A 24,640-nucleotide genomic window follows, 5' to 3' on the forward strand; every position below is an offset into this window, starting at 1 on the left:
GCGGATAATGCTGGCGCGAGTGCTGGCGCACGAATCGAACCCAGCGAAGATCAATATCATCCGGAATGATACAAAGCGTTACCAAGCTCTCTAGCCTGCGCTTTTTGTTAGGAAACTATCAATTAAATTCTGTGTTATTGCCAGCGTAGGGTGTGTTGCACGACGGGTAATAATAACCAATATGTACCACCTGCCACGCTGATTGCTTGCCTAGGCTGCGTGCGTCTTTGTGTCAGTCAGGTCACGCATCCATGTCTTCCCTTCATCGATTCACACCTTTACTCACGGCCTTCGATTCCCGGGGCTCAACTGTGCGCACGGTGGCATACCACCGGCAGCGTGCTGGGGACGAACCCCAGGCGCGGCTCCATGCGGTTGATGTTTCGCCACCTTGGCGGGCCGCGCTATCTGGTGGTCGGGGTGCGTAACCCGCACTGATGATGCCCTCGCGTGCAAGCCTGCAGGATGACTATTGTGCTCCGGGCCCGGGCTTGCATCGCGATGTGGTTTGTTCAGCTTGAACCAGGCTCCCAGGTGTCGTTTTCATCTTCGCTGATGCTGTACCAGGTGCAATGGGTCTGGCGGCTTAGATGCCCCCTGGCGTTGAGCTTGCTCGTCATACGGCCCAACGGGTCATAGAACAGCTGATCGCAGTAGCCATCCTTGCGCCGGGCTTCATCATCGATAAAGCGATAGTGATCGGCGAAGTAAGGCCGATAGTTTCGAATGGCCAGGCCCTTGTTGTTGTATTCGACCCTGCCGCTGACCCGCCAGCGATGTTCGCTGAACGCACGCAGGGGCTTGCCGTCACTGTCAAGGCTCAGTCGCCCCGACGGGGCAACCACATACGCTTCACCCGCCGAGGTTTTCTGCTTGGTTTGCAGCTCACGTCCAAAGCCATCGGTGAACGTCAGGCTGATCCGGATTTGCCGGTTAACGCTGTCGTCGCTCGTCGGGTAGTTATCGGCTTGCAGCACAGCGGCATAGACCGGTTCGCGGCGTGCCTGGAGGATCTGTTCGTTCAGTTGGCGATTCGCCGTGATGCTCATGTCCAGTGTTGCCAGGCGCACGCGGCCGCTGGCACGTATATATCCGTCCGGAGTCAGATATCCCTGCGCTACCCATTGTGTGCCCGGGGGGGCTGCCGCGATGTGGCCCATCCAGTTGAAAGGGGCGTGGAAGCAGGCGCTGGCAGCATCGAGCAGCGCTGTTTGAGGGTTGTCGATGGCAAAAGCGGGGCTGTCATTGGCTGGGCGCCTGTAGTCCGTCAGCGGGGCGAATCCTGTTGGTTTGCCATTTTCCTGGCCGTAAACGCTGGTAACGTGCAACTGGCCGAATGCATCGTAGCGCGCTTGCCGAACAGTCCCCTGGGGGTCGGTGATTTCGATGGGCAACATTAATCGGTAGTCATAGACGGCTTGGGTGCTGCAACCGTCCACGGCCGTTACTGCGGCGATATGGCAACTGTAACGGTCATGGGTGAGTGTGGTCGCTGAGTGGCTTTCAGAGGCTCGCAACTGATTGGCCCGGTAGAAACCATGCACGTCGGTGTAACGGGTAAAGCCCTGTTTGAGTGACCACAGGGCTGGCGCTGCGCGGGTGTCTGTTGGCTCAGGCAGGAACAGGCTCATGGGATGGTAATGCTCCTGGACGAGGGTGCTGGCCAGGTCGAACGGGGTTCCTCCGGGCAGTGCAGGTACATCGTCGTAGGCGGCAAGTGCCTGGTCGTCGAGTTCGGCCGACTCTTTGAAGGCCGTCAGCGCCTGAAAGCTGGCCTGGCCCGCCGGTAACGGGGCGTCACTCTGCGCCAGGCAGTAATACTGCACGGACACCCCCCCCAGAGTGCGCTGTGCCTGCGGTCGCACAGGGTTGTCAGCGGTGTTGCCGATTAACAGTTCATAGCTGGTATGCGCGCTGTTGAGGGCTTCTTTTTCAAGCACCAGCGCATTTCTGCGTTGCCGGTAAGGCAGTTGTAGACGCCAGCGTTGAGGATTGTCCAGATGAATGAACTGCGCCCGGATTTCACTGATGTAGTGCATCTGCTGGGCCGGATCGTGGGTATCGCGCCACCAGGTCTGTTGATGGGGCTCATCGAATGGCGGCAGGTCGGATGCGCGCTTGCGCCGGGCGTAATTTATGGTTACCCCGTGTGTCAGGCTGCCATAACGATCCCGGCGCAGATTGATGATGTGCTGGCAGGCGGGGTCGGTTGCCTCGCGTTCGTAGCGGTAGACCCGTGACTCCAGGGCAAGTACCAGCAGGGATTCGGGCGTCTGCAATTGACGCAGCATATAGCGGTACTGGCTGACGGTAAAAGGCACTCGTGACGATTCCGGGTCGTCGGCCGCAAACACTTCTTCACGCAGTACCAGCCCGCTCAGTGCGAGAGCCATCCTGCGCCCGGAAGCAGGCGGTGGTAGTACGCTGTCTTGCTCCTTATCGGCTTCCAGGCGGGTCAGCAGTGTGTTGCCTGGCGCAAGGGCCAACCTGTCGCCCGCCCAGTATTGTTCCTGCGGCATATCAAGGGCTTTTCCGGTGTGAAACCAGGTCTTGCGCAGCAAGGGTGCGGTTGCTGCCTTGTCGAGTTTCTGGCCGGCAGGGCCCTCGGTGTCGGTTGCCATCAGCAAACCGAAGCCCTGGAACTTGCGTTCGAGACTGTCGTAGAAACCTTCCTTGTAAGTGAAGCGTTGGGTCAGCTGATTGCCGCTGATCTGATCCAGCTGTTGCTGCTCGCTGACCAGATGCAGCGCAAATGGCAGGCCACCGGTGCGCTGTGTCCGTTGCTGCTTTTCGTCCAGCCACTCCTGGGCACTGCTGCGGTAGGTAACCCGGCCTGATGCCCCCATGTTGTTGTCGGTACCGATCAACAAATAGGGTTTTTGCCGGACAAAGTCGTATCGCCAGTGACGGGCTGAAGGGAGAAGGACGGAGAGGATCAGGCTGGTACAGCCCAGCCCTTGCAGGTCGGCCACACTGACCTGGCAAAAGCGGTCATGCCTGACCCCCTCGGGCCAGGGCAGCGGTGTGGGCACGGCTTGCAGGCCGTTGCCGCAGAGGTTCATGAAAATCAGTGCCCGATCGGGCTGAAGGTAGATCAGGTCACTGGCGCCGGAGCCATCCAGATCGGCCAGCAGTACTCGCGAGGCCTCGAATTCGGCGTAGGTGAAGGGCAGGGTGGCGAATACGAACCCTTTGCCAAATCGGCCCCGGCCCAGATTTGGCCAGCACTTGATTTCATCATGACGAATGCGTACCAGATGTTGCTGGCCACTGCCCAGCAGATCGCTGAACGCCATCAGTTCAGTTTCGCTATTGCCGGGCAGTGGCAGATCGTTATCGGGATGCGGCATGTCCGCGGCAGGGGCAAAACCCTGCGAGCCCTTGTTGCGATAGAGCCGCACACTGTTGCGGCCAATCAGCGCCAGGTCGTCAATACCGTTGCCCATCAGGTCGGCGAGCTGGGCTGTCGGCTGGAAGAACTCCTGCGGCAATGCTGCAAAAGGCGCGAAGTTTGCCCAGCTCCGGTCGTTTTCCAGGGTGAAAAAACCGCTCATGCCCGGCTGGGCGATGATCCACTCCAGTTGGCCGTCGCCATTGAGGTCCGCCAGGGACTGGTACAGCGCACCGGTCTGCTGCGCCACCGGGATACGCTCCAGCATTTGCAGCGGGCCATAGGCGACGTCATCAGGCTCGACCGGGTTGGCAGCCCGGACGGGTTCGCGGTAGTACCAGCTTTTGTCAGAGCGCCAGAGCACTCCCGGCAAGCCGTCGTTGTAGAGGTCAACCAGTTGATAGCGCTGGTTGTCGTTGATACCGTCCAAAGCGTCAAAGCGTTGATAGCCTGAAGGCATGCCAGTTAACTGGAAGTCGCTGTAAGTCAGCTCCAGGGGCGGCCAGTGGCAGATCTTTGCGCTGGCATCGCAGGCCTGGCTGTGCAGGGCCTGCAACAGGCTGCCTGCGGTTGCGGTGGTCATGTACTCCAGCAGCAGCCGGCGGGTCAACACCGGTTCGCGGCCCATTGCTGGCTCTTCAGGAAAGTAGTGGAACATCAGGACTTGCCGGCAAAGACGCCGGCTCGCCAGTTCAAAGCCATAGGCATAGTGACACAACGGATCACTGCGTTCCGGCCATGGTTGTTGCACCCCATAGGAAGGGAGGCGTGTCAGATCAGTTGTGCGTTCGCCGTAGTCAAAGAGCAATTCAAAATGCCATTGTTTTTGCGCCGGTGTTTCTACCGTCCACAATTCCAGATGCTCCCTGGGCACGATATTGGTGTAGCCGATACGGGCAAGGTAGCGCTGGGCGCTGTAGTCTCGAGGGCCACTGCCCCGGGTGTCAGCCTTGTACTGATAGTAGATCTGCTCGCCGTGGGGGTTGAGGCTTTCCTCAAGCAGCCATTGGGCAACATGGGCAGGCGCCTGCGGATCGGCGATGCGGGCCGCGTGCGTTTTGCCAAACAGGTGCAAGTTGCCGTCTGCGCCCTGGACCAGCCAGAACCCTGCGGGATCTGATGTCGATGACCAGTGCTCAATGCGATCGAAAGTGCTTTCGTGGCGTGGCAGGTAGCGCACCACAGTGTAGGTGGTGTTCAGTTGAAGCCCGTTGAAACGGCTGCTGGAACGGGTTTGCAGCATGCCTTGGGCTGTCCGTTCGGGGAGCAGTTCCGTACCTGACGGACCGATAAATACATCCTCACTGTCATAGGCGGGTACGCCCTTGAGCGTGCTGCGTGCAATCGAGCCAGCAAAGGCTGCCCAACCGGTTCCGAACGGGCCATTACCCAGGGCACTGTTGTAAGTCAGGCTAATGGCCGGGTCGAAACCCCGGCCCGGCGACAGTGGCAGGGGAACCTCGAACGAGGCCGCACCGGTCATACCGACGGCTCCCCATGTGGTGCCGATACTTTGTATTGCGCCTCCGCCCTTGGGCAAGGACGGTGTTTGCACCTCGCCTGTGCCGTGTTGTTGGGTCGTCATCCCTGACCTCCTGCGCTTCTCGCGGTGTAGCGCACATGCACGATGATGTCGCTGAGGGAATTGAGCATGGATGACTGGGCTGCAGGGTTGGGAAACGCCAGTCGCCATTTGGACACTGCCCCGGTGTACTCGAAGGGCAGATAGCGTTCGTCATTGTCGAAGTTGAGGGTGAACAGGCCGCTGTCATTGAGCCCTGTGGACAGTGCGACCTGCTCCCTGACCCGCATGTTGTCGAGCATATCGTCGTCTTTTGCAGACAGGTGGGTTCGGTTCCAGGTCTGGGTCAGGGTCGCGCAAATGTCTTCATAAGGTCCGAGCGTGGCAGGCAGCGAGACGCTGACGCTTTTTATCCGGCGCAGGTAATGACCGGGGTAGTCGTCGTCGAACAGCGCCTTGCTCAACTCAAAATCCACGGTGCCATTGACGATCATTTCGTGCTTCAGCGACGCCCAGTCCTTGTTCAGCGTGGGCACCCGATCCTTGCCATGCAACAGGCGCAAGGACAGGGTTTTGCTGATTTCCAGTTCACGCTGGTTACGTTGCATATAGGCAGTATTCATGTTCTGCAGGTCGAGCTTGAGCGACTCGCCTGCGGTCAGCCCCTTGAATTGATTGTGCCAGTGGCTGCTTTGGATAAAACGGGTGTTCCAGTCCGCACGTTCAAATTGCCAGCATGCCTGTGCGCTCAAGCACAACGAATGGGCTGCGTCGTAGGCCTGATAGTAGAAAGAAGCCAGATGACTATTGAGCCACTGATACAACTGTGCGCTGGAAAAATGCTTGCTGAGCACCTCGTAGGTGAATCTGGCCTGCTCCATAGCTGTTTCCGTGTGTCTGAGTTGCAAGCGCAGCACCGTGTTCTGCTGTTCGTGGGCCTGCAGTTGCAAGTCGGCTTGAATAAGCTCCTGACGGCATTGCTCCAGGGCCTGGGACCACTCCTGGACGCGGCGGTTGAACAGCGCTGTACGATCCAGATGACCGGCATTGGCGCGTTTCTCATTAGCCATATTTCGGGCCGCAGCCTGAATCGCATAAAAGGCGCCTTCATAGCGCATCCCGCCGTTGGAAGTGCCGAAAATATTGGGTGCCAGCATCGCCAGCCCTGCAGCAGCCTCGGCTACGGATGCTTTGGTTTCCCACTGTGCGCTTTCAAGATATTGCTGGCTGGCCTGTGCTTCGGCTGGAGAGATACCTTCATTGAGCAGTTTTTCGAAATACTGCTGGCGGCTTACCAGTACCTGGCGACCGGCCAGCAGCGCCTCGCGGTTGGCTTCGTCAGCCCGCATGCCCTGACGTTGTTGATCGACGGCGATTCTGGCGAGGTCCCAGGCATGTTGTTGCTGTAACTGAAGGTGCTCGTTCTGCTCTTTGCGCTCGAACAGCACAAGCAGGGTATTACCAAGCTGGATGACATTCTCGACCAGGGTCGCGGCATGGGCATGGACAACCTGGTAGCGATAATGGCCGATTTCCCTGGTTTGTTGGCGGGTCGCAGACAATGGGTCAGAGCTGGCATTGTGGGCGTAGTGGCTCAACAGCAGGTGCGGAACCAGCGCGGGTGCGAACAGTGCCTGTTGCAAGGGTTTTGCGCTGATACTGAGGTGATGTCGAAGGTTGTAGAGACGACTTTCAAGTTTGTCCCAGCGTGACACCAGGTCCGGATTCAGGGGCAGGTACAGGGTGCTCTGGCTTGATGCGCCCAGATCCTGCAGGGTTATGGGTTGCCAGGGATCGGCTCGGCTGATTTGCGGCCTTGGCCCCAGCAGGCTACTGGCCCGAACGTACCAGAGCTTGGCCTCTGCCAGGCTATCGGCACTGGCTTGACGATAAGCGGCATCACCGCGATTGAGCAGGATGTCCAGGTACAACATATACAACGCTTGGCGGAAACAGGACGGGCTACTGAGGGCTATCTGGTGCGGATCGTCCGGGTTGTCCTGCTGGTAACCCGGCTCTGATTTGTCCTGGGTCAGGGCGGGCACTTTCCAATATCTTGAGTGTTGCTGCGGTTCAGTTGCCCTGCTTTCTGGATCGAAGACGTATTTGAGCCAGGATTGGGCCTCGGCATAACGCTGCTCCATGTTCAATCGGCAGGCCACCAGCCAAGGAAGGAAGAGGAACAACTCCCGGAAATACTTGCCATGGGCGCCATGAAAATCCAGGGAGTGGGGCTTGGCATTGCTGGTAAGCGCCGGTTCGTGCGATTGATTTGTGGCTATCGTAAACAGCCGGTCGAGACTGACATTGGCGGCGGCGCTCAGGTGTCTGCCAATAGTGGTGTTCATGTGGATCGGCGCACGAAGGGTTCTCGGTGAAGCCACATCGCTGTACTTGAGAAGGGAGCCGCTGAAGTCGATAAACTCGGCTGTTCCTTCAAGCTGCGCCGGGCTGCGTGAGATTCTGGGCGCCAGAGGTGTAATGGGGGTGGCGTTATTGGGATCCAGTTTCAGTCTCAGTGACTTCAGTGCATAACCTCGCAGGCTGCGGCTGTTATGGCGTGTGTCCGTGTCGTAAATCAATACTCCGTGAAGGATCGTGATTGGCCGGGTACCCGTGCTTGCAATGCTGCTCACTTCCTCTTCAGGCCGGAGCGTTTCAGGATTGAGTTGAATATGGGCGCTGAACAGATGGGCCGGGGTCAGGCTTGTAAATACGCCGTTGAGTGCGCGGCGGGAGGTATTGGGTTCACCGACGATATAGCTGTTGTTGCGATGGATGTTGTAAGGGTGCGGTGTGTTTTCGTCCCGTGGAGTCATGATCACGGGCTTGTAGTGGCGGGTATATAACGTGGCAATGACACTATCAAATAACCAGTCGTTCTGACTGTTCACTTGCTCATTGAGTGTGGCGTAAAAATGAAGAGTAATGCGGTGGTCGGAATGAGCGTTTTCAAACAAGGTATTGAAAGCGTCGTATTCGATGTATCTGCCTTCCAGCGAAACGTTCCAGTCTTTGCGTACGGCACTTAACCTTTGCGGTTTTACGACGCTGAGGGCGTCGTCGGGAAATTCATATATCAGGCTGGAATAGGTAACGCCGGTTTTGTGACTGGTCATTGAGACCGATACCCAGCTGCAGGGTGGGATCAGTTCGGTCTTGAGAGTCAGCAGCGAGCTATGTTCCAGCTTGAGTTTGCCGCTGCTACCGGGAAGCGGCCGCAGAAGGGCAAGATGAAGAGTAAGTTCGGCCCGGTTGGTACTCGCCCTGAAGGTTACCGACTGGTGTTCGGGGAATGCTTTTTCAAGCCTGGCGTTGACTTCCAGCGCACAGGATGTGGTGTTGAAGACAATATCGCTGTGGTAGTGCTGGTCACTTATATAAGCCTGTTTGTTCTCGAAGTTCCATCCTGTAAATGCCGGGGTCGGGGTACTGCTGACGATGTCTGTTATTGCGACGGTTTCGCTGGTCGGGGCGTGGAAATTGAAATTTCGCGAATTGTTGTAGATGAACAGGGATAAATAACGTTTCGCCAATTTTTCGTGTTCAGCGTTGGGTTTAAGGTCTGCCACCGTGCCCCTTGAGAATAACCGCTCACTGCTGAAGTCCTGGTCGAGTCTCACGGCCTGGAAAAAGTCGCTGCGGGTGTGATCCCTGCCGGCGACGGGCTTTTGCGGAGCATGGGCGTTCAGCCCTAAAAACAAGGATGCCGGGCTAGTACTGGTGTCCAGCACTGCCACTGTTTCAGTCGCCTGCATCAAGGCGTTCTGGTCCAGTTTGTTAAGCTCTTTCATCACGCAGTATTCATCACTGCACACCCGTGGCACGCTCCAGCTGCCATCGTATTTCATGTAGCAAAAGTAAAGGCGGAACTGAATGAAACGACTTTTCAGGTAGTTTTCCAGGCGTGCTTTATAGTTTTTTTCCGATTCGTCAGGCTCTGACCAGAAATAATCAGCGCTGTAACTGGCCGCTGCCGGGGATATGCATTGAGCCCAGACAACAAACAGGCGGTTGTTAAAGCAAATCGGACGGACGCTGTGCTCCGGGATGTTTTCCGAGGCAGGCAGAGGTATTTTTTTCCAGTCAGACCAGGCGCCGGGCTGTGGTGCGTCCTGCTTGAGGGCAGGGGCACTCCCTGTGGCGGGATGCAAGTAGCGCCTGGACATATCCAGCGAGCGCCAGTAGTAAGTGTTCTCGACAGTTGATCGGGCAACAAAGTAGTAAGTGCTCTCGGCGAACCTGTCTTTTTCACCATCAATGTAACCATTCAGGGTCTTGAGGCTGCAGATCTCTTCAAATCGGGCCAAGTAGCGTTGAATGGCAGGCAGTATATTGTCCGAGTTAATTCGACATTGATTTATGTCGTTTTCAAGCTGCTGGAAGCTTTCGGTTTTATCACGGCGTAACATCGGGTTCAGATAGTTGGCCGGAAAGCTGCGCAACTGTTGAATCGCACGCCAAACCGAATAGGCATGCAGATTGTTGCGCCAGGTGTTTTGTTGTTTGGTTGTCATGCCAAGTTTTTCGTAGCCAGGCTCCAGCCCCACTGAAATGGCGTTGATATATTGCTGCAGGCTGGCAATGGCGCTGGCCACACGACTGGTAGGCACTGCCTGACTGACTTGCACATCCAGCAGCCAGTAGGTGTACAGGTCGTTGGCGTTGTTGATTGTGTGCTTGCGAGCCGGTGTTTGCAGGGTGGTGTCTTCAGGCAGCACGTAGGTGAGGTAGAACGCGAGCAAGGCATCGCGCAGCTGCTCATTGAGTTGCCGGTGGCGTTGGTCAGACATGGACATTCCTCGGAAAGATGTATGAGCGTTGCGCTCATGGGGCGGTGGCGAAGACGGCGCTGCCGACCTGCTGCCAGTCATCGGAACTGAAGGTGGCGGTCAAGCCTGTCGCCATCAGCAACATGCTTGCCGAAAGACCTGTCTGCCTGGCGGTCTCATGGCAGCGCATCAGCCAGTCCAGTTCAGTCATCGAGCGCACGCGTTTTTCCAGCAGGGGCTTTATCAATACCTCTATCTCGCTGGCGTTCCACCCCAGCATCTGGGCCAGCAATTCGCTGGTTTGCGAGTTCAGACCGGTTTGTTCGCCGTTCTGGTTTTGAGGGTTGGCCTGGTTCAGATAATTGAGCAGTGTGGCGTGGTTAATCCCGTAAACGTCGCTGAAATGACTGAACCTCTGGAACAGATACAGGGTGCTCAGGGTTAACTTGAGGGTTGAATGTGCCGATTGCTCGGACTCCAGCCAACCGGGGTCAAGCAGAAAAGCCTGCAGGGCTTCACGGCTGATGGGCAGTTGCAGTTCGGTTTCTGCATGGGGAAAGAACAGCAGCAGGTGTTTGAGGGACTCATTGGGTTTATCACTGCCAAGGGCACTGGCGAAAATACGCGAAGCTTGCCTGAAGGCCTGTTTCATCAGCTCGGGGGCCTCGCTGGCCAGGGAGGTATCCTTGAGTAATTGATCTATTTCTTTCTTGAAAGGATGCAATTGTGAGTAGGCTGCGGACAGCTGCGTATTGAGTGTCTGCTTGACCCGGGCCTTGAGTGCCTGGTTGCGCACCGCATCGGGGCTCAGGTTGACGTATTTGTCGACCATGTAGGCCACGCCTTTTTCCAGGCTGTCCGCTTTCGGTTGCGCGGGCAGCATGGACTGGGCCCGGAGCAGTCCTTTGGCCAGCAGCACATTCCAGGGGTAGGCAAGGGGTTTGCTACCGGCTTCCGGTTGCGGCAAGTCCAGCTCATCGAGTGTGGATTGCGCCAGCAGATATTGGGGCATGCGTTGCAACACCGCCTCGACCTGCGTGAGCCGCTGCTGTACGGAGGAGGGCAGCAACGTGGTCTCGAGTAACAACTGCTGGCGTAACTGTTGAACGCTTTTACCGCTGTCATTGAGCCAGCTAACCGCCCAGTCCAGTTGCATCAATACATCGAGAAAGTCCGCTGGCGAGTTGCTGCCTGACTGACGCAAGCCCGGCTTGACCAGTTGCTGGTGGTAGGTTTTGCCCCCCAGCAACTGGCATAGATGATCGCAGTCCATGACTGACAGTCCGAACATTGCGGGTAATGTGGCCTGTCGGTAAAAGCTGGAAAACGTCTCGATATTCCGGCGAGGCGTGGCGAAATATTGCCTGGTACGGGTTTTCAGCAACCCCAGGGACTGTGGTGTGTCTTCGAGGCCCAGAGCGCCACAGGCCCGATACAGAACCCCTTGTGTCGTACCGAGATCCAGCGGCTGGTTGTCGAGAGTCAGGGGGGCGTTGAGCCAGTGCGGCGGGTTGAACACCTGATCGAATAGCGATGGGTGTTGCCCGACCCCATGAACGGGCATGTGATAAAGCCATGCCGAAAATGTTCCGGGTGTCAGGCCATAGCGTTGGTTCAGGTAGCGAAAGACACCCATTGCACGCAGGCTGTTGTCGTTGATGGCAAGGTGTTCAGGGCTGCTGCCTTCACAACCGGCGATGCTATAGAGCAAGGTATCCAGATCTGCGAAAGGCATATCGAGCCAGCGTTGCAGGCGGATCATCCGTTGCAAACGGTCATGACGCTGTGGAGTTGTATTTTGCAGGTGGTTTTTTTTTGATGAGTCGATGCTCAGGCCCAGTTTCTTTTGCCCTGTTCTGTAGGGGCCATTGATAAAGCGAGCGCCTGCAGTGTGATCCCGGGCAATCTGATCTGCCGTCTGCACGACGTTGCCAGACAAGCGCGGCTGATAGCTGGCGTGGGCAAGCAGTTCATGGAACTGCTCGGCGCTCAGGCCGGTGTGCTGCATGAACCGTTGTTGGTCAGTGATGGGCTGGCTGTGGCCATAGTGTTTTTTGTAAAAGGTGTCTGTGCCCTGTTCTTCAAAGTCCTCGGTCAACAGGTTTTGCTGTGCAGGGCTGAGCAGAGTGAGCAGACGCTGCGCCTCATAGGCTTGCTGCTGCACCGTGCCGTACTTGTTCTCCGGCTGCTGGTCATAGGGCAGTTTCAGGCTGATGCGATAATTCAATGCACCAAGCCCCGGCTTGTTGCCCTCAAGCCCCAGCACGCATTGCTGATGGGCCAGGTCGAAAGGCAATTCAAGGGGGTAGCGTAATTCGGCCAGCACCTGATGCACCGTGCGGCCGCCATGAATGTCGCGATGCGTGTCCAGGTAGGTTTTGACCGGTGCGTTCAGGGCCTCGTTGACCAGCGTCAGCAGTGGCAACTGACGGGAGGTGTTTTCAGCATTGATCACCAGTTCCTTGAGCGCAGGTACACGTTGAGCGAGGGTGATTTTGTCTTGAGTGCCTTTGCCGGTTTGCTCCACTTCCAGGGCAAAACGGTAGAGCGCCTGCAGATACGCCGCGGGCGAGTCGACTGCGGCGAGGGAAGTCGGTGAGCAAAAGGTATCCCAGTCGTCTTTGAACAGGGCTGACCAGGTGGGGCCCGAGTCGGGAGAGGCGGTGTCCGTTGGCATGGTAAATCTCCTGTGCACGCAGTGGGTGATCCACGGCGCGTGCAGAAAATTAGCATTGCCATACCTGGCTTCTCGGCCAGCTGAAAGCACTGAAAAGCTTGGGAATTGTCGCGGAATGACAAGCGTTCGTGTGTTCCGGACGCAGGCCTTTTATGCAAGAGGGTGAAGGCAGGAGGCTACATGCCCCCTGCAATGCAGCATGATCAGAAGTTGATCGAGGCACTCAACCTTGCCGTCAGCGGCGCCCCCTGGAAGACATAGTTATCGCCCATGTATTCGCCCACATCGCGCCAGTAGCGCTTGTCGAACAGGTTATCGACGGTCAGGCGAAACACGGTGTCGTAACCTTCGATACGGGTGCTGTAGCGGCTGCCGATGTTGAAGATGGCGTAGGCGTCGGCCTGTACCGTACCCACCTGGCTGGCGTATTTCTTGCCGCTGTACTGCACGCCGCCCAGCAGGGCCAGGCCGTCGATCCAGGGCAGGGCGTAGTCGCCGTAGAGGCTGGCGCGCAGGGTGGGTACGTTGATGGTCTGGTGGCCTTCATATTCGGGCGTGCCGCTACCGCTGACCCGGGAGCGGATCGCCGCGACGCTGGCCGCAATCTGCAGGCGCTCGGTGGCCCGACCGTTGGCCGCCAGCTCAATGCCGGTGTTTTTCTGCTGGCCCTGTTGGACGTAAGTGAACTCGCCATTTTCGGGGCGAGCATACTGGTACGCCTGGCGGATCTGGAACAGTGTGGCGCTCAGGCGCATGCGCTGCCAGTCGTATTTGATCCCGGCCTCTATTTGCCGCGACACGGTGGGCGGCAGGATGTCAAAGGCATTGCTGGCAAACCACGGCGCTGTGCCACCCAGGGACAGGCCCTTGCTGTAGCGCGTATACAACGTCATGTTTTGCACCGGTTTGTAGATCAGCGCGGCCTGGGGCAGGAATTCATAGCGTTGGGTGTGGCGGGTGGTGTCGCCCTGATCGTCGAAGGTCTTTTCATCCAGACGCACTTCGCGCCCGCCGATCATGGTCTGCCATTGCTCGTTGAAGCTGATCAGGTCATTGAAAAACACCCCGTACTGGCGGCTGTCCAGGCGGCGATGGCTGTCGTTGAGGGCGCCGTTGTAGCGCTCGAGGTTTTCAGGCTCGCTGTCGATATTGCCACTGCCGAGCCAATGGTTGATGGCTTCACGATTATTCACCACGCGCCGGAATGCACTGCTGCCCACGGTCAGCTCATGACCGATTGCGCCGGTATGGAAGCGACCGCTGAGGGCTGCCTGTACCTCATCATTGCGCCGGGTATCGTCAGGGCTGCGGAAGTCATAGATATCGTAGCCGCCCTCGGGGGTGAAGTAGTTGCCGACATTGGGTGTAACGCAGCCGACAGTACAACCGCCCCAGGCAAACGAGCTGTAGTCGTCGATCACCACCTTGCTGCGTGAGGCGCTCAGACTGCCTTTCCAGCTGTCGTTGAAGCGGTATTCGAAGTTGCCGTTGATATTCAGAGAATCAATGGTCACAGGTTTCGAGCCGCTCTGGTGCGCCAGCAGCTTTTTCGGCGAGGCGTGATGCGGCAGTTCGCTGCCGCCGAGCAACTGATAGCCCGGCACCGAGCGCTGCTCCTTGTTCTGATACTCCACGTCCAGTTGCAGCAGGGCATCGGGGTTGATGTTCCAGTCGAACGCCACAGAGGCGAAGTCACGCTGGCCGTTGGCGTGTTCGACATAAGAGTGAATATCTTCATGGGCAACGTTTGCACGCAGGCCGAACTGCTGTTCGCTGCCGAACCAGCCCCCCACATCGGTGGCGATGTAACCGCTGCCGCGATCGTCGGTAGACACCGTTACAGAGCGCACATCGGCTGCCCGCTTGGTCACATAGTTGACCGCACCACCGGGCTCGGAAACGCCGCTTTGCAGGCCTGAAAGCCCCTTGAGCAGCTCTACCTGCTGCTTGTTTTCCAGCCCGACATTTTGCTCGCCGGTGATGGTGCGGCCATTGATCTTGTAGCTGCTGGCCGAGTTCAGCGAAAAGCCGCGCACTACAAAATTCTCGTAGTAGCCGACGGGCGCGTAGCTTTCGCCGACCGATGCGTCGTTTTTCAGCACATCGCTGAGCAGGCGGGCTTGCTGGTCTTCAATCAGGGCATCGGTAAACACCGCAATGGCGGCCGGCGTATCGAGCAAGGGCGCCGCCTCGAAACCACCGACCCAGGCGTTGTCGGCCTGATAATCGCCGTTGTCCGTGGCCGTCACGGACGTCGCCGGCAGTTCGGTCCCGGCTGCATGTGCCGCAGGCATGGCGCTGCCCAGCAGCAGGCCGAGGCTAAGCAAACTGAGAGAGAATCGCGGGGCGGACTCTCCCTGGCTGAAAGTCCGGTAAAGCATGTTCATGCACAGCTCCTGAACGGTGGGCAGGCTTGAGACCCGAGCCTGTTTCTCAAGCGCGCCATCATACAGTCGCAAGCCGGGTTGCGCTTGGCGCTTCGCCATCAGGGAGCCTGCCATGACGGCCTGTCAGGGCCTGGCCCGACGGGTTTTTGCGCAGTCGTTACAGCCTGTTGCTCAAGGCAATCCTTGATTTAGACGTGTTGCATGGGTTATAGCTAAAAAGGTCAGTCGTAGTATTACAGGAAATTAAAACGCCCTTATGGATGGAATCACACGTATCAATCGCCAGTTGGGCTCACACTTCGCATCCCTGATTGCAAGCTGTGGGCCTCACGTCAAATGCTGCATCAGTGCAGTCACAGGGTTTGTTTCCCGCTTTCTCGCAAACTTCGCTATCCCCCACCTGAGACCCTGCTTCTCGGGCAGCTGCGCCAACTGGCGCCATTGTTACGTCCCTCCGCCTGATTATTTCTGACCGCCAGCCGTTCCGGTGCACTCACGCCCCGCTGTCAATGGTGCGTTCTGCTGCCCGGGATTTGTATTTGAAACCACGTTTTTGATCCAAAGCGTTTCCGCGGGCAGCCAATAATTGCTCGCGCTACAAGGAGCTGTGTTGATGATTTATTTTCAGGGTAAAAGAATTTTCAGTGCCATCTTCGATATGGACGGCACCATGTTCGACACCGAGCGCCTACGCTTCAAGACGCTCAAGCAGGCCGCCGAGGAGATTTACGGCACGCCACTGAGTGAAGAAACGCTGATCGGTTCATTGGGCCTGAGTGCCAAAAAAGCCGAGGCCCTGGCCAGGGCCAACCACGGCGAAGACTTCCCCTATGCCCAGGTTCGCCAGCGTGCCGACGAGCTGGAGCTGGCCCATGTGCGTGACCACGGCGTGCCGATCAAGGATGGCCTGCTGGAAGTGCTGGAGCGCTTGCGCAAATACGGCCTGACCATGGCGGTGGCTACGTCGAGCCGTCGCGCCATCGCCGAGGAATACCTGATCAATGCCAATGTGCTGAAGTATTTCGACGTTACCGTGTGCGGTGATGAGGTGACCCAGGGCAAGCCCCACCCGGAGATTTTCCTCAAGGCGGCCAGCGCGCTCAATTGTCTGCCAGAGCATTGCCTTATGCTGGAGGACTCGCAAAACGGTCTGTTGTCGGCCATTCGTGCCGACGGCCAGCCGATCCTGATTGAGGATATCAAGCCGCCAGCGCCTGAAGTCGCGGACTGCGCCCTCAAGGCCTACACCAGCATGCACGGTTTTTTGGGTGACCTGAACGAGTGCATGCCCGATCTCGGTCCTCCCGCGCTGACCGACAGTTTCCCGCCCACCCTCAATCAGTTCAGCGCCGGTATTCATGGTTTTGGCGCAATGGGCGGCGGTTACCTGACGCAGATTTTCTCGCACTGGGACGGCTACACCCGACCCTGCGAGATCATCGCCGCCACCCGCTCACGCATGCTGCGCGAGACCATCCAGGCGTTTGGCCGCTTCAGTGTGCGCTACAGCGCCACGTCCTTCGATCAGACCATCGATAACCTGCGCATGATCGACATGGACGACGCCGAAGCAGTGATCCGCATGTATGACGTGGCGGAAATCATCGGCCTGAGCCTGCCTGAAACGGCAATTCGCAAGCAGGCCGGGGTGATTGCCCGGGGCCTGGTGCGCCGCTACGAGCGCCGGGGGCGTGAGCTGACCATTTTGATTGTGCTGAACAAGGTCGGCGGTGCGGACTTTGTGCGTCGCCATGTACAGGCGCAACTGGAGTTGCTGGTGTCTGCCGAGCTGTGCCGCAAGATTCTGGACAACACCCACTTTGTAGAAACGGTGGTCAGCCGCATCGTCTCAAAGTTGTCCAACGAAGCGCTGGTGCGCCAGTTGCGGATCAAGTCGAAGATGTTCCAGAACAGCCTCGATGACGAGCCTGACGCACCTCGCGCCGCACCGCGCACTCCGGTGCCCGAGTACGAGCGGCTGATCAGCCGCTTTCGACCTTTTACCCAGTCCAGCAACGCCTTGAGCCAATTGCATCTGATCCTGTTCAACAGCGAGCCGGACATGCCCCTGTACGCCCAGCGCTGCAGCAATCTGCTTGAGCGCTTGCGCCAGGTGAAGACGGTCGACGACATCACCCAGCCACAAGTCATCAAGAACCTGCTGTGGAATGGCCCGCACGCGATCATTGCCTGGTATGCGAGCCTGCTGGGGTACTCCTGGCTGGGGCAGGGCATGGGCGACCCGCGCGTCAGTGAGCTGGCGCAGCGCTTGATCGGTGAGGCAGTCGGCCCTGCACTGGTGGCCGAAAACCCGCAGATGGAAGATGCCGTGGCAGCATTTTCAGCCACCTTTCTGGAGCGCTGCAATACCTCCTTCAAGGACCCCTGTGCCCGTGTCGGACGTGATCCACTACGCAAACTGCAACGTAACGAACGGATCTTTCGCAGTATCGATCTGGCCAGAAAGCACGGGATTGACAGCAGTGCCCTGCAGTTCGGCGCGGCGCTGGCGTTGCACTATGCGCTGCGCAGCACTGACAGCAAGGATCTGGAGTGCCAGCAGATGCGTAGTCTGTATCAGGACAATGGCAGCATCGAGGCGGTCCTGACGTTTACCGGCAGCTATAACGGCCAGCCGTATCCGGGGTTGGACCCGGTCACGGATGCGGCGTTGATTGAGGCAATTGCCGGGTATTTTCATGGCCCGCTCTGTGCTGAATTCGTCATGCCCACGGCCTGAACCGATCAAGCCGTGAGCCTGAGGATGGTCCAGTCTGAAAGGTCTGTTCAAGGAGCTGACCATGAAACGACTGACCCTGGCCCAGGCTTACGAGCTTGCCGAATCGATCCTGTTGCATAACGGTTTCAACCAGGCCCATGCCCGCGCGGTGAGCGCCACGGTGCTGGCCGGGGAGCGCGATGGTTGCGCGTCCCACGGTCTGTACCGGGTATTGGGCTGTGTCAATTCACTGCGCGCGGGCAAGGTCTCGGCCGATGCCGCGCCGCGGGTGATCGACCAGGCGCCGTCGATAGTGCGGGTGGATGCAGCCGGCGGGTTTTCCCAGTTGGCGTTCCAGGCGGGTTTGCCGCTGTTACAGGAAAAAACCCGGGCCAACGGCATTGCAGCCCTGGCGATCAATCGTTGTGTGCATTTTTCCGCACTCTGGGTGGAAATCGAGCAGTTGACCGCGGCGGGGCTGGTAGCGCTGGCCTGTAACCCGAGCCATGCCTGGGTGGCCCCGGCGGGGGGCTGCCAGCCGGTGTTCGGTACCAACCCCATTGCTTTTGGCTGGCCAAGGGCGGGGCGTGACCCGTTTGTCTTTGACTTTGCCACCAGTGCCATTGCCCGTGGCGACATCGAGTTGCATCGTCGGGCTGGCAAGGCTATTCCTGAGGGCTGGGGGGTTGACGCTCAAGGACTGCCGAGCACCGATGCCAATGTGGTGCTTGATACCGGCGCGATGCTGACCTTTGGCGGGCATAAAGGCTCGGCACTGGCGGCAATGGTGGAGTTGATTGCCGGGCCCCTGATTGGCGATTTGACCAGCGCCGAGTCCCTGGCTTACGACGCGGGGAGCAAGTCATCGCCTTATCATGGCGAGTTGATTATCGCGTTTGATCCGCAGCGCTTTCTGGGTGCGGCAACCGAAGAGCATCTGGCCCGGGCCGAGGGTTTGTTTGCCGGGATCGAAGGGCAGGGCGCGCGCTTGCCGTCGCAACGCCGGTATGAGGCGCGGGCGCGCAGCGAGGCGGAGGGGGTGCAAATTCCGTTAGCCTTGTTCAATGACCTGCAGGCGCTGCTGAAGGGATAGATTTGCCGGGGTGGCGCTTGTTGTGGGAGCGGGCAAGCCCGCTCCCACAAGGGGGGAGGCGGCAACAGAGTATCTACAGTAAGCCGTTGATCAAAGACCGACATCAGGTAAGTGCGGGCGGTTTGCCAGAGCTTTGGCCATGATTCGTTCGACAAATTCCCGATCTTCCCGTGGCAGGGCCAGGCGCGGGGGACGGGTCAAGGCGCTGCCACGACCGGCAATGGCTTCGCACAGCTTGATGCACTGCACCAGGTCGGCACGGGCGTCCAGATGCAGGATCGGCATCAACCACTCATAGATCGGCATGGCTTCGGCGAAACGCCCGGCCCTGGCCAGGCGGAAGATGGTTTCGCCTTCCCTGGGGAACACATTGGACATGCCCGAAACCCAGCCTTCGGCACCCACGGCAAGGCTCTCCAGCACCACGTCGTCGAGGCCGGCAAACAGCACGAAACGGTCGCCTACTTCATTGCGGATATCGATAAAGCGGCGGGTGTCGCCCGAGGAGTCCTTGAAGCACACCACGTTGTCGCAATCGGCCAGAGAAATCAGGATGTCGGGGGTGACATCGTTTTTGTAGATGGGCGGGTTGTTGTAGACCATCAGTGGCACGTCGGCGTGCCTGGCTACATAGCGGTAGTGTTCGGCGGTTTCGAAAGGCTTGGAACCGTAGACCAGCGCGGGCATCAGCATCACCCCATCGACGCCGACCTTGCGCACGGCATTGGCCACCTTGGCGGCTTGCACGCTGGTGAACTCGGCCACGCCGCAGATGACCGGCACCCGGCCGCCGGAGGCTGCCACAGCGACTTCGGTCACGGCGATTTTTTCTTCGGCGGTCAGGGAGGTGTTTTCCCCCACCGAGCCACAGACCACCAGGCCCGACACGCCGTCACGGATGACGTTGGAAATCACCTGGTGGGTCTTGTCCAGGTTGATGCTGAAGTCATCGTTGAATTGAGTGGTCACCGCAGGGAAGACGCCACTCCAGTTGATGCGCTTGCTCATGTTTGTTGCCTCCGGTCGCTAAAATAGTATTTCGTATACGTTTAGTCACGGTTTTATGTAGATACTCTGTTGCAGGTCAAGCCCTATTGTGGGAGCGAGCCTGCTCGCGAACGACCTTCGCGAGCAGGCTCTCTCCCACAGTTGCAGTGTTCCTGTAGATGACGAACGCAGCCTCGCTGCGCTCGTCAGCTGCTACGGGTATTGCGTAAATGCTCTGGTCAGTTGGCACCCGGCCAGGTATCGGACAGGCGATAGCCCTGTGGCCATGGGTCGCTCGGGTCGAGCAGGTGTTGATGGGTACCGGTAATCCACGCCCGTCCGGAGATGCACGGGTAGATCGCGACGCGGCCGGCCACTTCGGTCATGGAGTCGATGCGGCAATGAAATTCAGAGCCGATGATCGAACGGCCGATAAAGCGCTCGCCCACCTTGAGCAGCCCCTTGGCCTGCAACACCGCCATGCGCGCCGAGCAACCGGTGCCGCAGGGCGAGCGGTCGATCTTGCCCGGGCGGATCACGACCGCGTTGGCGCCGCTGGCAATACCGTTCTCATACACCACAGGCGCAGCGATCTGGCAAAACGAGATATGCGACCAGTCCGGGTTCAACGGGTGGGTGAAGCCCAGTTGCTCGTTGGCGGCGTGAGTGATTTTCAAACCGGTCTCAACGATGTCCCTGGCTTCATCCGGGCTGATGGCAAAGCCCAGTTCCTTGGCATCGGCGAGTACGAAGCTGTCGCCGCCATAGGCGGTGTCGACCTTGAGCGATCCCAGGCCCTCGACTTCGATCCAGGCATCCAGGCGATCTGCGAAGGAGGGCACGTTTTTGATCTCGACCCGTTGTACCTTGCCGTCTCGACAGTCGGCTACGGCCTCGATCAGGCCACCGGGAGCTTCGAGCACCAGTCGGGTTTGCGGTTCGGTCATCGGCAGGATGCCGCTATCGAGCAAGACCGTGGACACGCAGATCGAGTTGGAACCCGACATGGGCGGAGTGTCGGCCGGTTCCATAATGATCCAGGCCATTTGCGCCCGTGGATCCTTGGCCGGCACCAGCAGGTTGACGTGCCGGAACACCCCGCCGCGAGGCTCGTTGAGCACAAAATTGCGCAGGGTCTCGTCCCGGGCGATCCAGCGCGACTGCTCCCATACGGTAGCCCCGGGCGGCGGCGCCACACCGCCGACGATCACGTCACCGACTTCGCCCTCGGCGTGACAGCTGACCACATGAATGACTTTCGATGAACGCATGTTCTGCTCCTATTTGACCGACTTGAGGAAGGCCGCGGTTTCCGCGTGCACAGGGTTGCCGATGACTTGATCGGGGGTACCGATTTCGTGCACCAGGCCATTGCGAAAGAACGCCACGCGGTCGGATACATCCCGCGCAAAGCGGATTTCGTGGGTGACCAGCACCATGGTCATGCCGTCTTCGGCGAGCATGCGCATGGTGTCGAGCACCTCGCCCACCAATTGCGGGTCGAGGGCCGAGGTGGCTTCGTCGAACAACATGTAGTCCGGTGACATGGCCAGGGCGCGGGCAATGGCCATGCGCTGTTGCTGGCCGCCGGAAAGCTTGCCGGGGAAGGCCTTGAGCTTGTCGCCCAGGCCCACATGGGTCAGTTGCTGCACCGCCAGGGCCTCGGCTTCGGCCTTGCTTTTGCCCAGCACCTTGCGCGGCGCCAGCATCACGTTTTCCAGCACGGTGAGGTGTGGAAAGGCGTTCCATTGCTGGAACACGATGCCGATTTTCTGGCGCAGGTGGTTAAGGTTGGTGGCGCGGTCGTGGACTGCAATGCCGTCGACGCGGATATGGCCTTTCTGGATCGGTTCCAGGCCGTTGATGCACATCAGCAGGGTCGACTTGCCGGAGCCGGAGCCGCCGATAATCGAGACCACCTCACCCTTGTTCACGGTCAGGCTGACGCCCTTGACCACTTCGAGGTCGCCGAAGGATTTGTAGACGTTGTCGATCTCAATCATTTTCTTGCCACCTTTTTTCCAGGCGAGCACCAAGGCGCGCAACCACCAGGCTCATGACGTAATAGATAAGGCCCGCGATGCACAGCACCAGCATCGGTTCCTGGATGCGGGTGACGATGGTTTGCGAGGCGCGCAGCAGTTCGACGATGCCGATCCACATCACCAGTGCGGTATCTTTCATCACGCTGAGCACCAGGTTGAGCCAACCGGGGAAGGCCACGCGCATGGCAATGGGCAATACGATGTAGCGCAGGTCCTGCAGGTAGCTCAGGCCCAGCGAACGGCTGGCCCGGCGCACGGTAAACGGCACTGCCAGCACGCCGCTGCGCACGATCTCGGTGAAGTACGCGGCAGCGTAGACCCCCAGCACGATGCAGCCGACGCTGAAAGCGCTGATGTTCAGGCCGACGATGCTCTTGAGCGAGTTGAACAGCACGAACTGAATGAGCAAAGGCACGCTGCGAAACACATCCAGCACCCAGGCCAGCGGCAGGCTGGCCCGTGGCAGCAAGGCACGCATCAGGCCGAACAGCAGGCCGGCAACGGTGCCGAGCAAAATCGCCCAGCTGGTCAGTTGCAGGGTGACCCATGCCCCCTGCAGCAAAAACAGAAAATCGTTCCAGGTAAAGCTGGTGGAAAACATGGGCAGTCCTCAGTAACGGAACAGTCGCCAGGCCATGAGCCGGGCTGCTGCAACGATCGCCTTGGCAATCAGGTAATACAGCACCGCGGCAATGGCGAAGTATTCAAAGGTGCGGAACGTTTTGACGTTGTAGTCCTGGGTTACACCGGTGAGGTCGTTGTTCAGGCCCACGATCACCCCCAGCGAGGTCATCAGCACCGCCCAGACCATCTGGTTGGTCAGCGGGTAAAACACGATGCGCAGCAGCTGCGGTACGACGATCATGCGGTAGGTCTGGAAGGCGCTCATACCCAGCGAGCGAGCTGCGCGTACCTGGGTTTCGGGTACGGCCTTGAGCCCGCCGCGAAAGTTCTCGGCCAGGTAACCTGCGTTGTTGAAGGTGATCCCGGCCAGCAGGGCGACCCATGAACTGACATGCAGGCCCAGGGAGCCGAGCCCGAAGTACAGGACATAAATCTGGAACAACGAGGGCGTGTTACGGGCAATGGACACCCAGGCATTACCGGCGCCGCGCAGCAGCGGGTTTTTGCTTTCGCGCATCACCGTCAGGGCCAGGGCGATCAGTACACCGAAGATCATCGACAGGGCAGCGGTCTCGAAGGTCACCAGGGCACCGGCGAGCATGTCCGGCAAGGCGCGCAGGGCAGAGCGCCATTGGAAGGTATAGTCAAACATGGGGTGCGTTCTCCAGTGAGGCAGCGGCTTGCAGCCACTGCGGCAAGCGCCCGCTGGCCGTGGCGCTGCACGCCGCATCCACACACTCGGCAAGGCTGGCGAAGTGAACCTTGCGGCCCACCAGGCCGGGGGCGTAATGGGCGTATTTGCCCGAGTTGGTCATCAGGTTTCTGGCGGCTGGCGGGATCACCGGTTCACCGAGCATGCACCAGCAGGTATCGCTGACAATCACCGCACCAAAGGCTTCGATTACGGCGATATACCCGGCGACGCGGGCCTGCTCCAGCACGGTGCGACCACAGGTGATCGCCAGTACCACGTCGGGATGACGGTGGCGGCCCTGGCACAGGCTTGCCAAACGGGCGAACTCGCTGAGGGAAAAGTGCGGGTTGCCCAATGACACCACATCCACCCTGGCATCGCGGGCGCTGTTGAGCTCCTGCCAACTGAGCCGCAATTCCTCCAGGCTGAGTTTGAACACCGGCAGCGGCCCATCGATCACCCGTGTCGGGTCGAGAGCTTCGGGGGTAACCCCGGCGATATGAAACAGCGCAGCGGCGCTGGTGGTGGCGAAGGCCGCACCGAATGCCTTGAGATCGTCCAGGTTCGGATGCTGCTGCTGGAGCCCGGAAACCAGCGGGATCCGGCTGCCGGCCAGGGCACCGATGTGGTAGCCGAGCAGCGGGTAGAAAGAGTCGTCAAGGTTGGACAGGGGCGGCACTTCTATGTGCAAACGGGCCTTGCGCTGATCTTCCAGATGACAGCCAATCAGCGGTGCCCGGCCGGTGAGGGCGATACAGATATCCAGATAGTCGGGGTACTTGAGGGTGCGTGCGCCGAGCACGCTGTTGGCGTAAACCACCGCGTTGGATTCGGCCCAGACAATCTGCTCGCCGGCCTTGGGCGCACTGTCGAGCAGATAAGGCGCGCAGGTGAAACTCAATTGTGCGCCCATGGCCATATAAGCATCGCCCAGCGCGCTGGCGGGTACACCGAGCGCCGGGTCGATACCCAGTTCGCGCCAACGGCGCTGATCCACGGAAATCGAATTGAGGGTGGTGGGTACCCGCACCTTGGCACCCCATGCCACCAGTTGTTGCGCAAAGCGCAAACTCGCCGGCCCGGTATAGATGCAGCCGTCGATATGGGCCTGGGTGATGTCCACCAGATATTTGGCGCCCTGGATATGCGCCATGCGCAAAACGATCTGCATGGCCACCTGAGCGGCCTTGCCTTGGCTGCCGTCGAGCAGTGCACGGTCGTGTGCGGTCAGCTCGATCGAGCTGTGTGCATCTTCGGTTGGCCTGTCGTTGCGTGGTGCCGGAGTATCGTCAGGCGTTGAATCGTAAAGGCTCAAACCGGTGCCATCGACCCTGGCGAACGCCTTGCCGCGCAATTGGCCAAAGGCTTCCTTGCCGATGCACAGCACCGGCAGGGAACGTTGGAACAGGGTCTGTGCCACCAGCACGCCAAGGGTCAGGATCTCGTCGGCCTCGGCCAGCACCAGCGCAGCAGGAGCATGGCCATTGCTGATCAGTTCCATCAGCACACTGCTGCCGGTACAGGAGCCGCGCCCGCTGGGGATTGCCAGCACACGGCCGGCCAGGCATTCGCCGCTGAGCGGGTGATGGCGGTCGATCACCTCGCCGCTGAACGGGTCGACGCCGCCCCAGAAACTCAGGCCGACCTCGGCGTACAGCAGCGGGGCGGATGCACAACCATCAACCAGGCTGCGGCCTTCAAGAGAACTTATCCCGGACATGCTGGATAC

At 59.1% G+C, this 24,640-nt stretch carries 12 protein-coding genes; 2 read left to right on the forward strand and 10 right to left on the reverse strand.

Annotated features, from left to right (window positions below; translation table 11 throughout):
* Positions 1–512 precede the first annotated feature (512 nt).
* The 4 genes from ACP7BE_RS03575 to ACP7BE_RS03590 form a co-directional block, all read right to left on the reverse strand.
* A complete protein-coding gene (locus ACP7BE_RS03575; RefSeq protein WP_426104759.1) occupies positions 513–4,976 on the reverse strand; it encodes a SpvB/TcaC N-terminal domain-containing protein in 4,464 nt (1,487 codons plus the stop codon).
* Positions 4,973–9,706 carry a neuraminidase-like domain-containing protein gene (locus ACP7BE_RS03580; protein WP_095000338.1) on the reverse strand — a complete coding sequence of 1,578 codons (4,734 nt, stop codon included), beginning with the start codon at positions 9,704–9,706 and terminating at the stop codon, positions 4,973–4,975. Before ACP7BE_RS03580 ends, ACP7BE_RS03575 begins: the two co-directional genes overlap by 4 nt.
* A gap of 34 nt (positions 9,707–9,740) precedes the next feature.
* Positions 9,741–12,362 (reverse strand): Tc toxin subunit A, encoded by a 2,622-nt coding sequence (locus tag ACP7BE_RS03585; RefSeq protein ID WP_426104761.1) that lies wholly within the window; start codon positions 12,360–12,362, stop codon positions 9,741–9,743.
* Between the two features lie 203 nt (positions 12,363–12,565).
* Entirely contained in the window at positions 12,566–14,749 is a 2,184-nt protein-coding gene (locus tag ACP7BE_RS03590; RefSeq protein ID WP_426104763.1) for a TonB-dependent siderophore receptor, read from the reverse strand.
* 613 nt (positions 14,750–15,362) lie between these two features.
* Here ACP7BE_RS03590 and mtlD point away from each other — a divergent pair.
* On the forward strand, positions 15,363–17,489 hold the full coding sequence (gene mtlD / locus ACP7BE_RS03595; protein WP_095000335.1) for a bifunctional mannitol-1-phosphate dehydrogenase/phosphatase: 2,127 nt from the start codon (positions 15,363–15,365) through the stop codon (positions 17,487–17,489).
* Positions 17,490–17,550: 61 nt separating this feature from the next.
* Positions 17,551–18,561 carry an Ldh family oxidoreductase gene (locus ACP7BE_RS03600; RefSeq protein WP_095000334.1) on the forward strand — a complete coding sequence of 337 codons (1,011 nt, stop codon included), beginning with the start codon at positions 17,551–17,553 and terminating at the stop codon, positions 18,559–18,561.
* A gap of 90 nt (positions 18,562–18,651) precedes the next feature.
* Here ACP7BE_RS03600 and ACP7BE_RS03605 read toward each other — a convergent pair whose 3' ends face one another.
* From ACP7BE_RS03605 to ACP7BE_RS03630, 6 genes are all read right to left on the reverse strand, one after another.
* Positions 18,652–19,569 carry a dihydrodipicolinate synthase family protein gene (locus ACP7BE_RS03605; protein ID WP_240881167.1) on the reverse strand — a complete coding sequence of 306 codons (918 nt, stop codon included), beginning with the start codon at positions 19,567–19,569 and terminating at the stop codon, positions 18,652–18,654.
* A gap of 218 nt (positions 19,570–19,787) precedes the next feature.
* Entirely contained in the window at positions 19,788–20,819 is a 1,032-nt protein-coding gene (locus tag ACP7BE_RS03610) for a trans-3-hydroxy-L-proline dehydratase (RefSeq protein ID WP_095000332.1), read from the reverse strand.
* 9 nt (positions 20,820–20,828) lie between these two features.
* Positions 20,829–21,551 (reverse strand): amino acid ABC transporter ATP-binding protein, encoded by a 723-nt coding sequence (locus ACP7BE_RS03615; protein WP_095017989.1) that lies wholly within the window; start codon positions 21,549–21,551, stop codon positions 20,829–20,831.
* On the reverse strand, positions 21,544–22,194 hold the full coding sequence (locus ACP7BE_RS03620) for an amino acid ABC transporter permease (protein ID WP_095000330.1): 651 nt from the start codon (positions 22,192–22,194) through the stop codon (positions 21,544–21,546). The genes ACP7BE_RS03615 and ACP7BE_RS03620 overlap by 8 nt, the downstream gene beginning before the upstream one ends.
* Positions 22,195–22,203: 9 nt before the next feature.
* Positions 22,204–22,869 (reverse strand): amino acid ABC transporter permease, encoded by a 666-nt coding sequence (locus tag ACP7BE_RS03625; RefSeq protein WP_095000329.1) that lies wholly within the window; start codon positions 22,867–22,869, stop codon positions 22,204–22,206.
* A complete protein-coding gene (locus ACP7BE_RS03630) occupies positions 22,862–24,631 on the reverse strand; it encodes an aconitase family protein (protein WP_271350634.1) in 1,770 nt (589 codons plus the stop codon). Before ACP7BE_RS03630 ends, ACP7BE_RS03625 begins: the two co-directional genes overlap by 8 nt.
* Positions 24,632–24,640 lie beyond the last annotated feature (9 nt).

Origin of the sequence: Pseudomonas sp. TWR1-1-3 (assembly GCF_049896805.1) — a bacterium.
GTDB classification, from domain to species: Bacteria; Pseudomonadota; Gammaproteobacteria; order Pseudomonadales; family Pseudomonadaceae; genus Aquipseudomonas; species Aquipseudomonas bubulae.

What these genes read in the sequence shown, in the direction of transcription:
- ACP7BE_RS03575 (WP_426104759.1), bottom strand. Translation starts at nt 4,976, where the DNA reads ATGACGACCCAACAACACGGCACAGGCGAGGTGCAAACACCGTCCTTG.
- ACP7BE_RS03580 (WP_095000338.1), bottom strand. Translation starts at nt 9,706, where the DNA reads ATGTCTGACCAACGCCACCGGCAACTCAATGAGCAGCTGCGCGATGCC.
- ACP7BE_RS03585 (WP_426104761.1), bottom strand. Translation starts at nt 12,362, where the DNA reads ATGCCAACGGACACCGCCTCTCCCGACTCGGGCCCCACCTGGTCAGCC.
- ACP7BE_RS03590 (WP_426104763.1), bottom strand. Translation starts at nt 14,749, where the DNA reads ATGAACATGCTTTACCGGACTTTCAGCCAGGGAGAGTCCGCCCCGCGA.
- mtlD (WP_095000335.1), top strand. Translation starts at nt 15,363, where the DNA reads ATGATTTATTTTCAGGGTAAAAGAATTTTCAGTGCCATCTTCGATATG.
- ACP7BE_RS03600 (WP_095000334.1), top strand. Translation starts at nt 17,551, where the DNA reads ATGAAACGACTGACCCTGGCCCAGGCTTACGAGCTTGCCGAATCGATC.
- ACP7BE_RS03605 (WP_240881167.1), bottom strand. Translation starts at nt 19,569, where the DNA reads ATGAGCAAGCGCATCAACTGGAGTGGCGTCTTCCCTGCGGTGACCACT.
- ACP7BE_RS03610 (WP_095000332.1), bottom strand. Translation starts at nt 20,819, where the DNA reads ATGCGTTCATCGAAAGTCATTCATGTGGTCAGCTGTCACGCCGAGGGC.
- ACP7BE_RS03615 (WP_095017989.1), bottom strand. Translation starts at nt 21,551, where the DNA reads ATGATTGAGATCGACAACGTCTACAAATCCTTCGGCGACCTCGAAGTG.
- ACP7BE_RS03620 (WP_095000330.1), bottom strand. Translation starts at nt 22,194, where the DNA reads ATGTTTTCCACCAGCTTTACCTGGAACGATTTTCTGTTTTTGCTGCAG.
- ACP7BE_RS03625 (WP_095000329.1), bottom strand. Translation starts at nt 22,869, where the DNA reads ATGTTTGACTATACCTTCCAATGGCGCTCTGCCCTGCGCGCCTTGCCG.
- ACP7BE_RS03630 (WP_271350634.1), bottom strand. Translation starts at nt 24,631, where the DNA reads ATGTCCGGGATAAGTTCTCTTGAAGGCCGCAGCCTGGTTGATGGTTGT.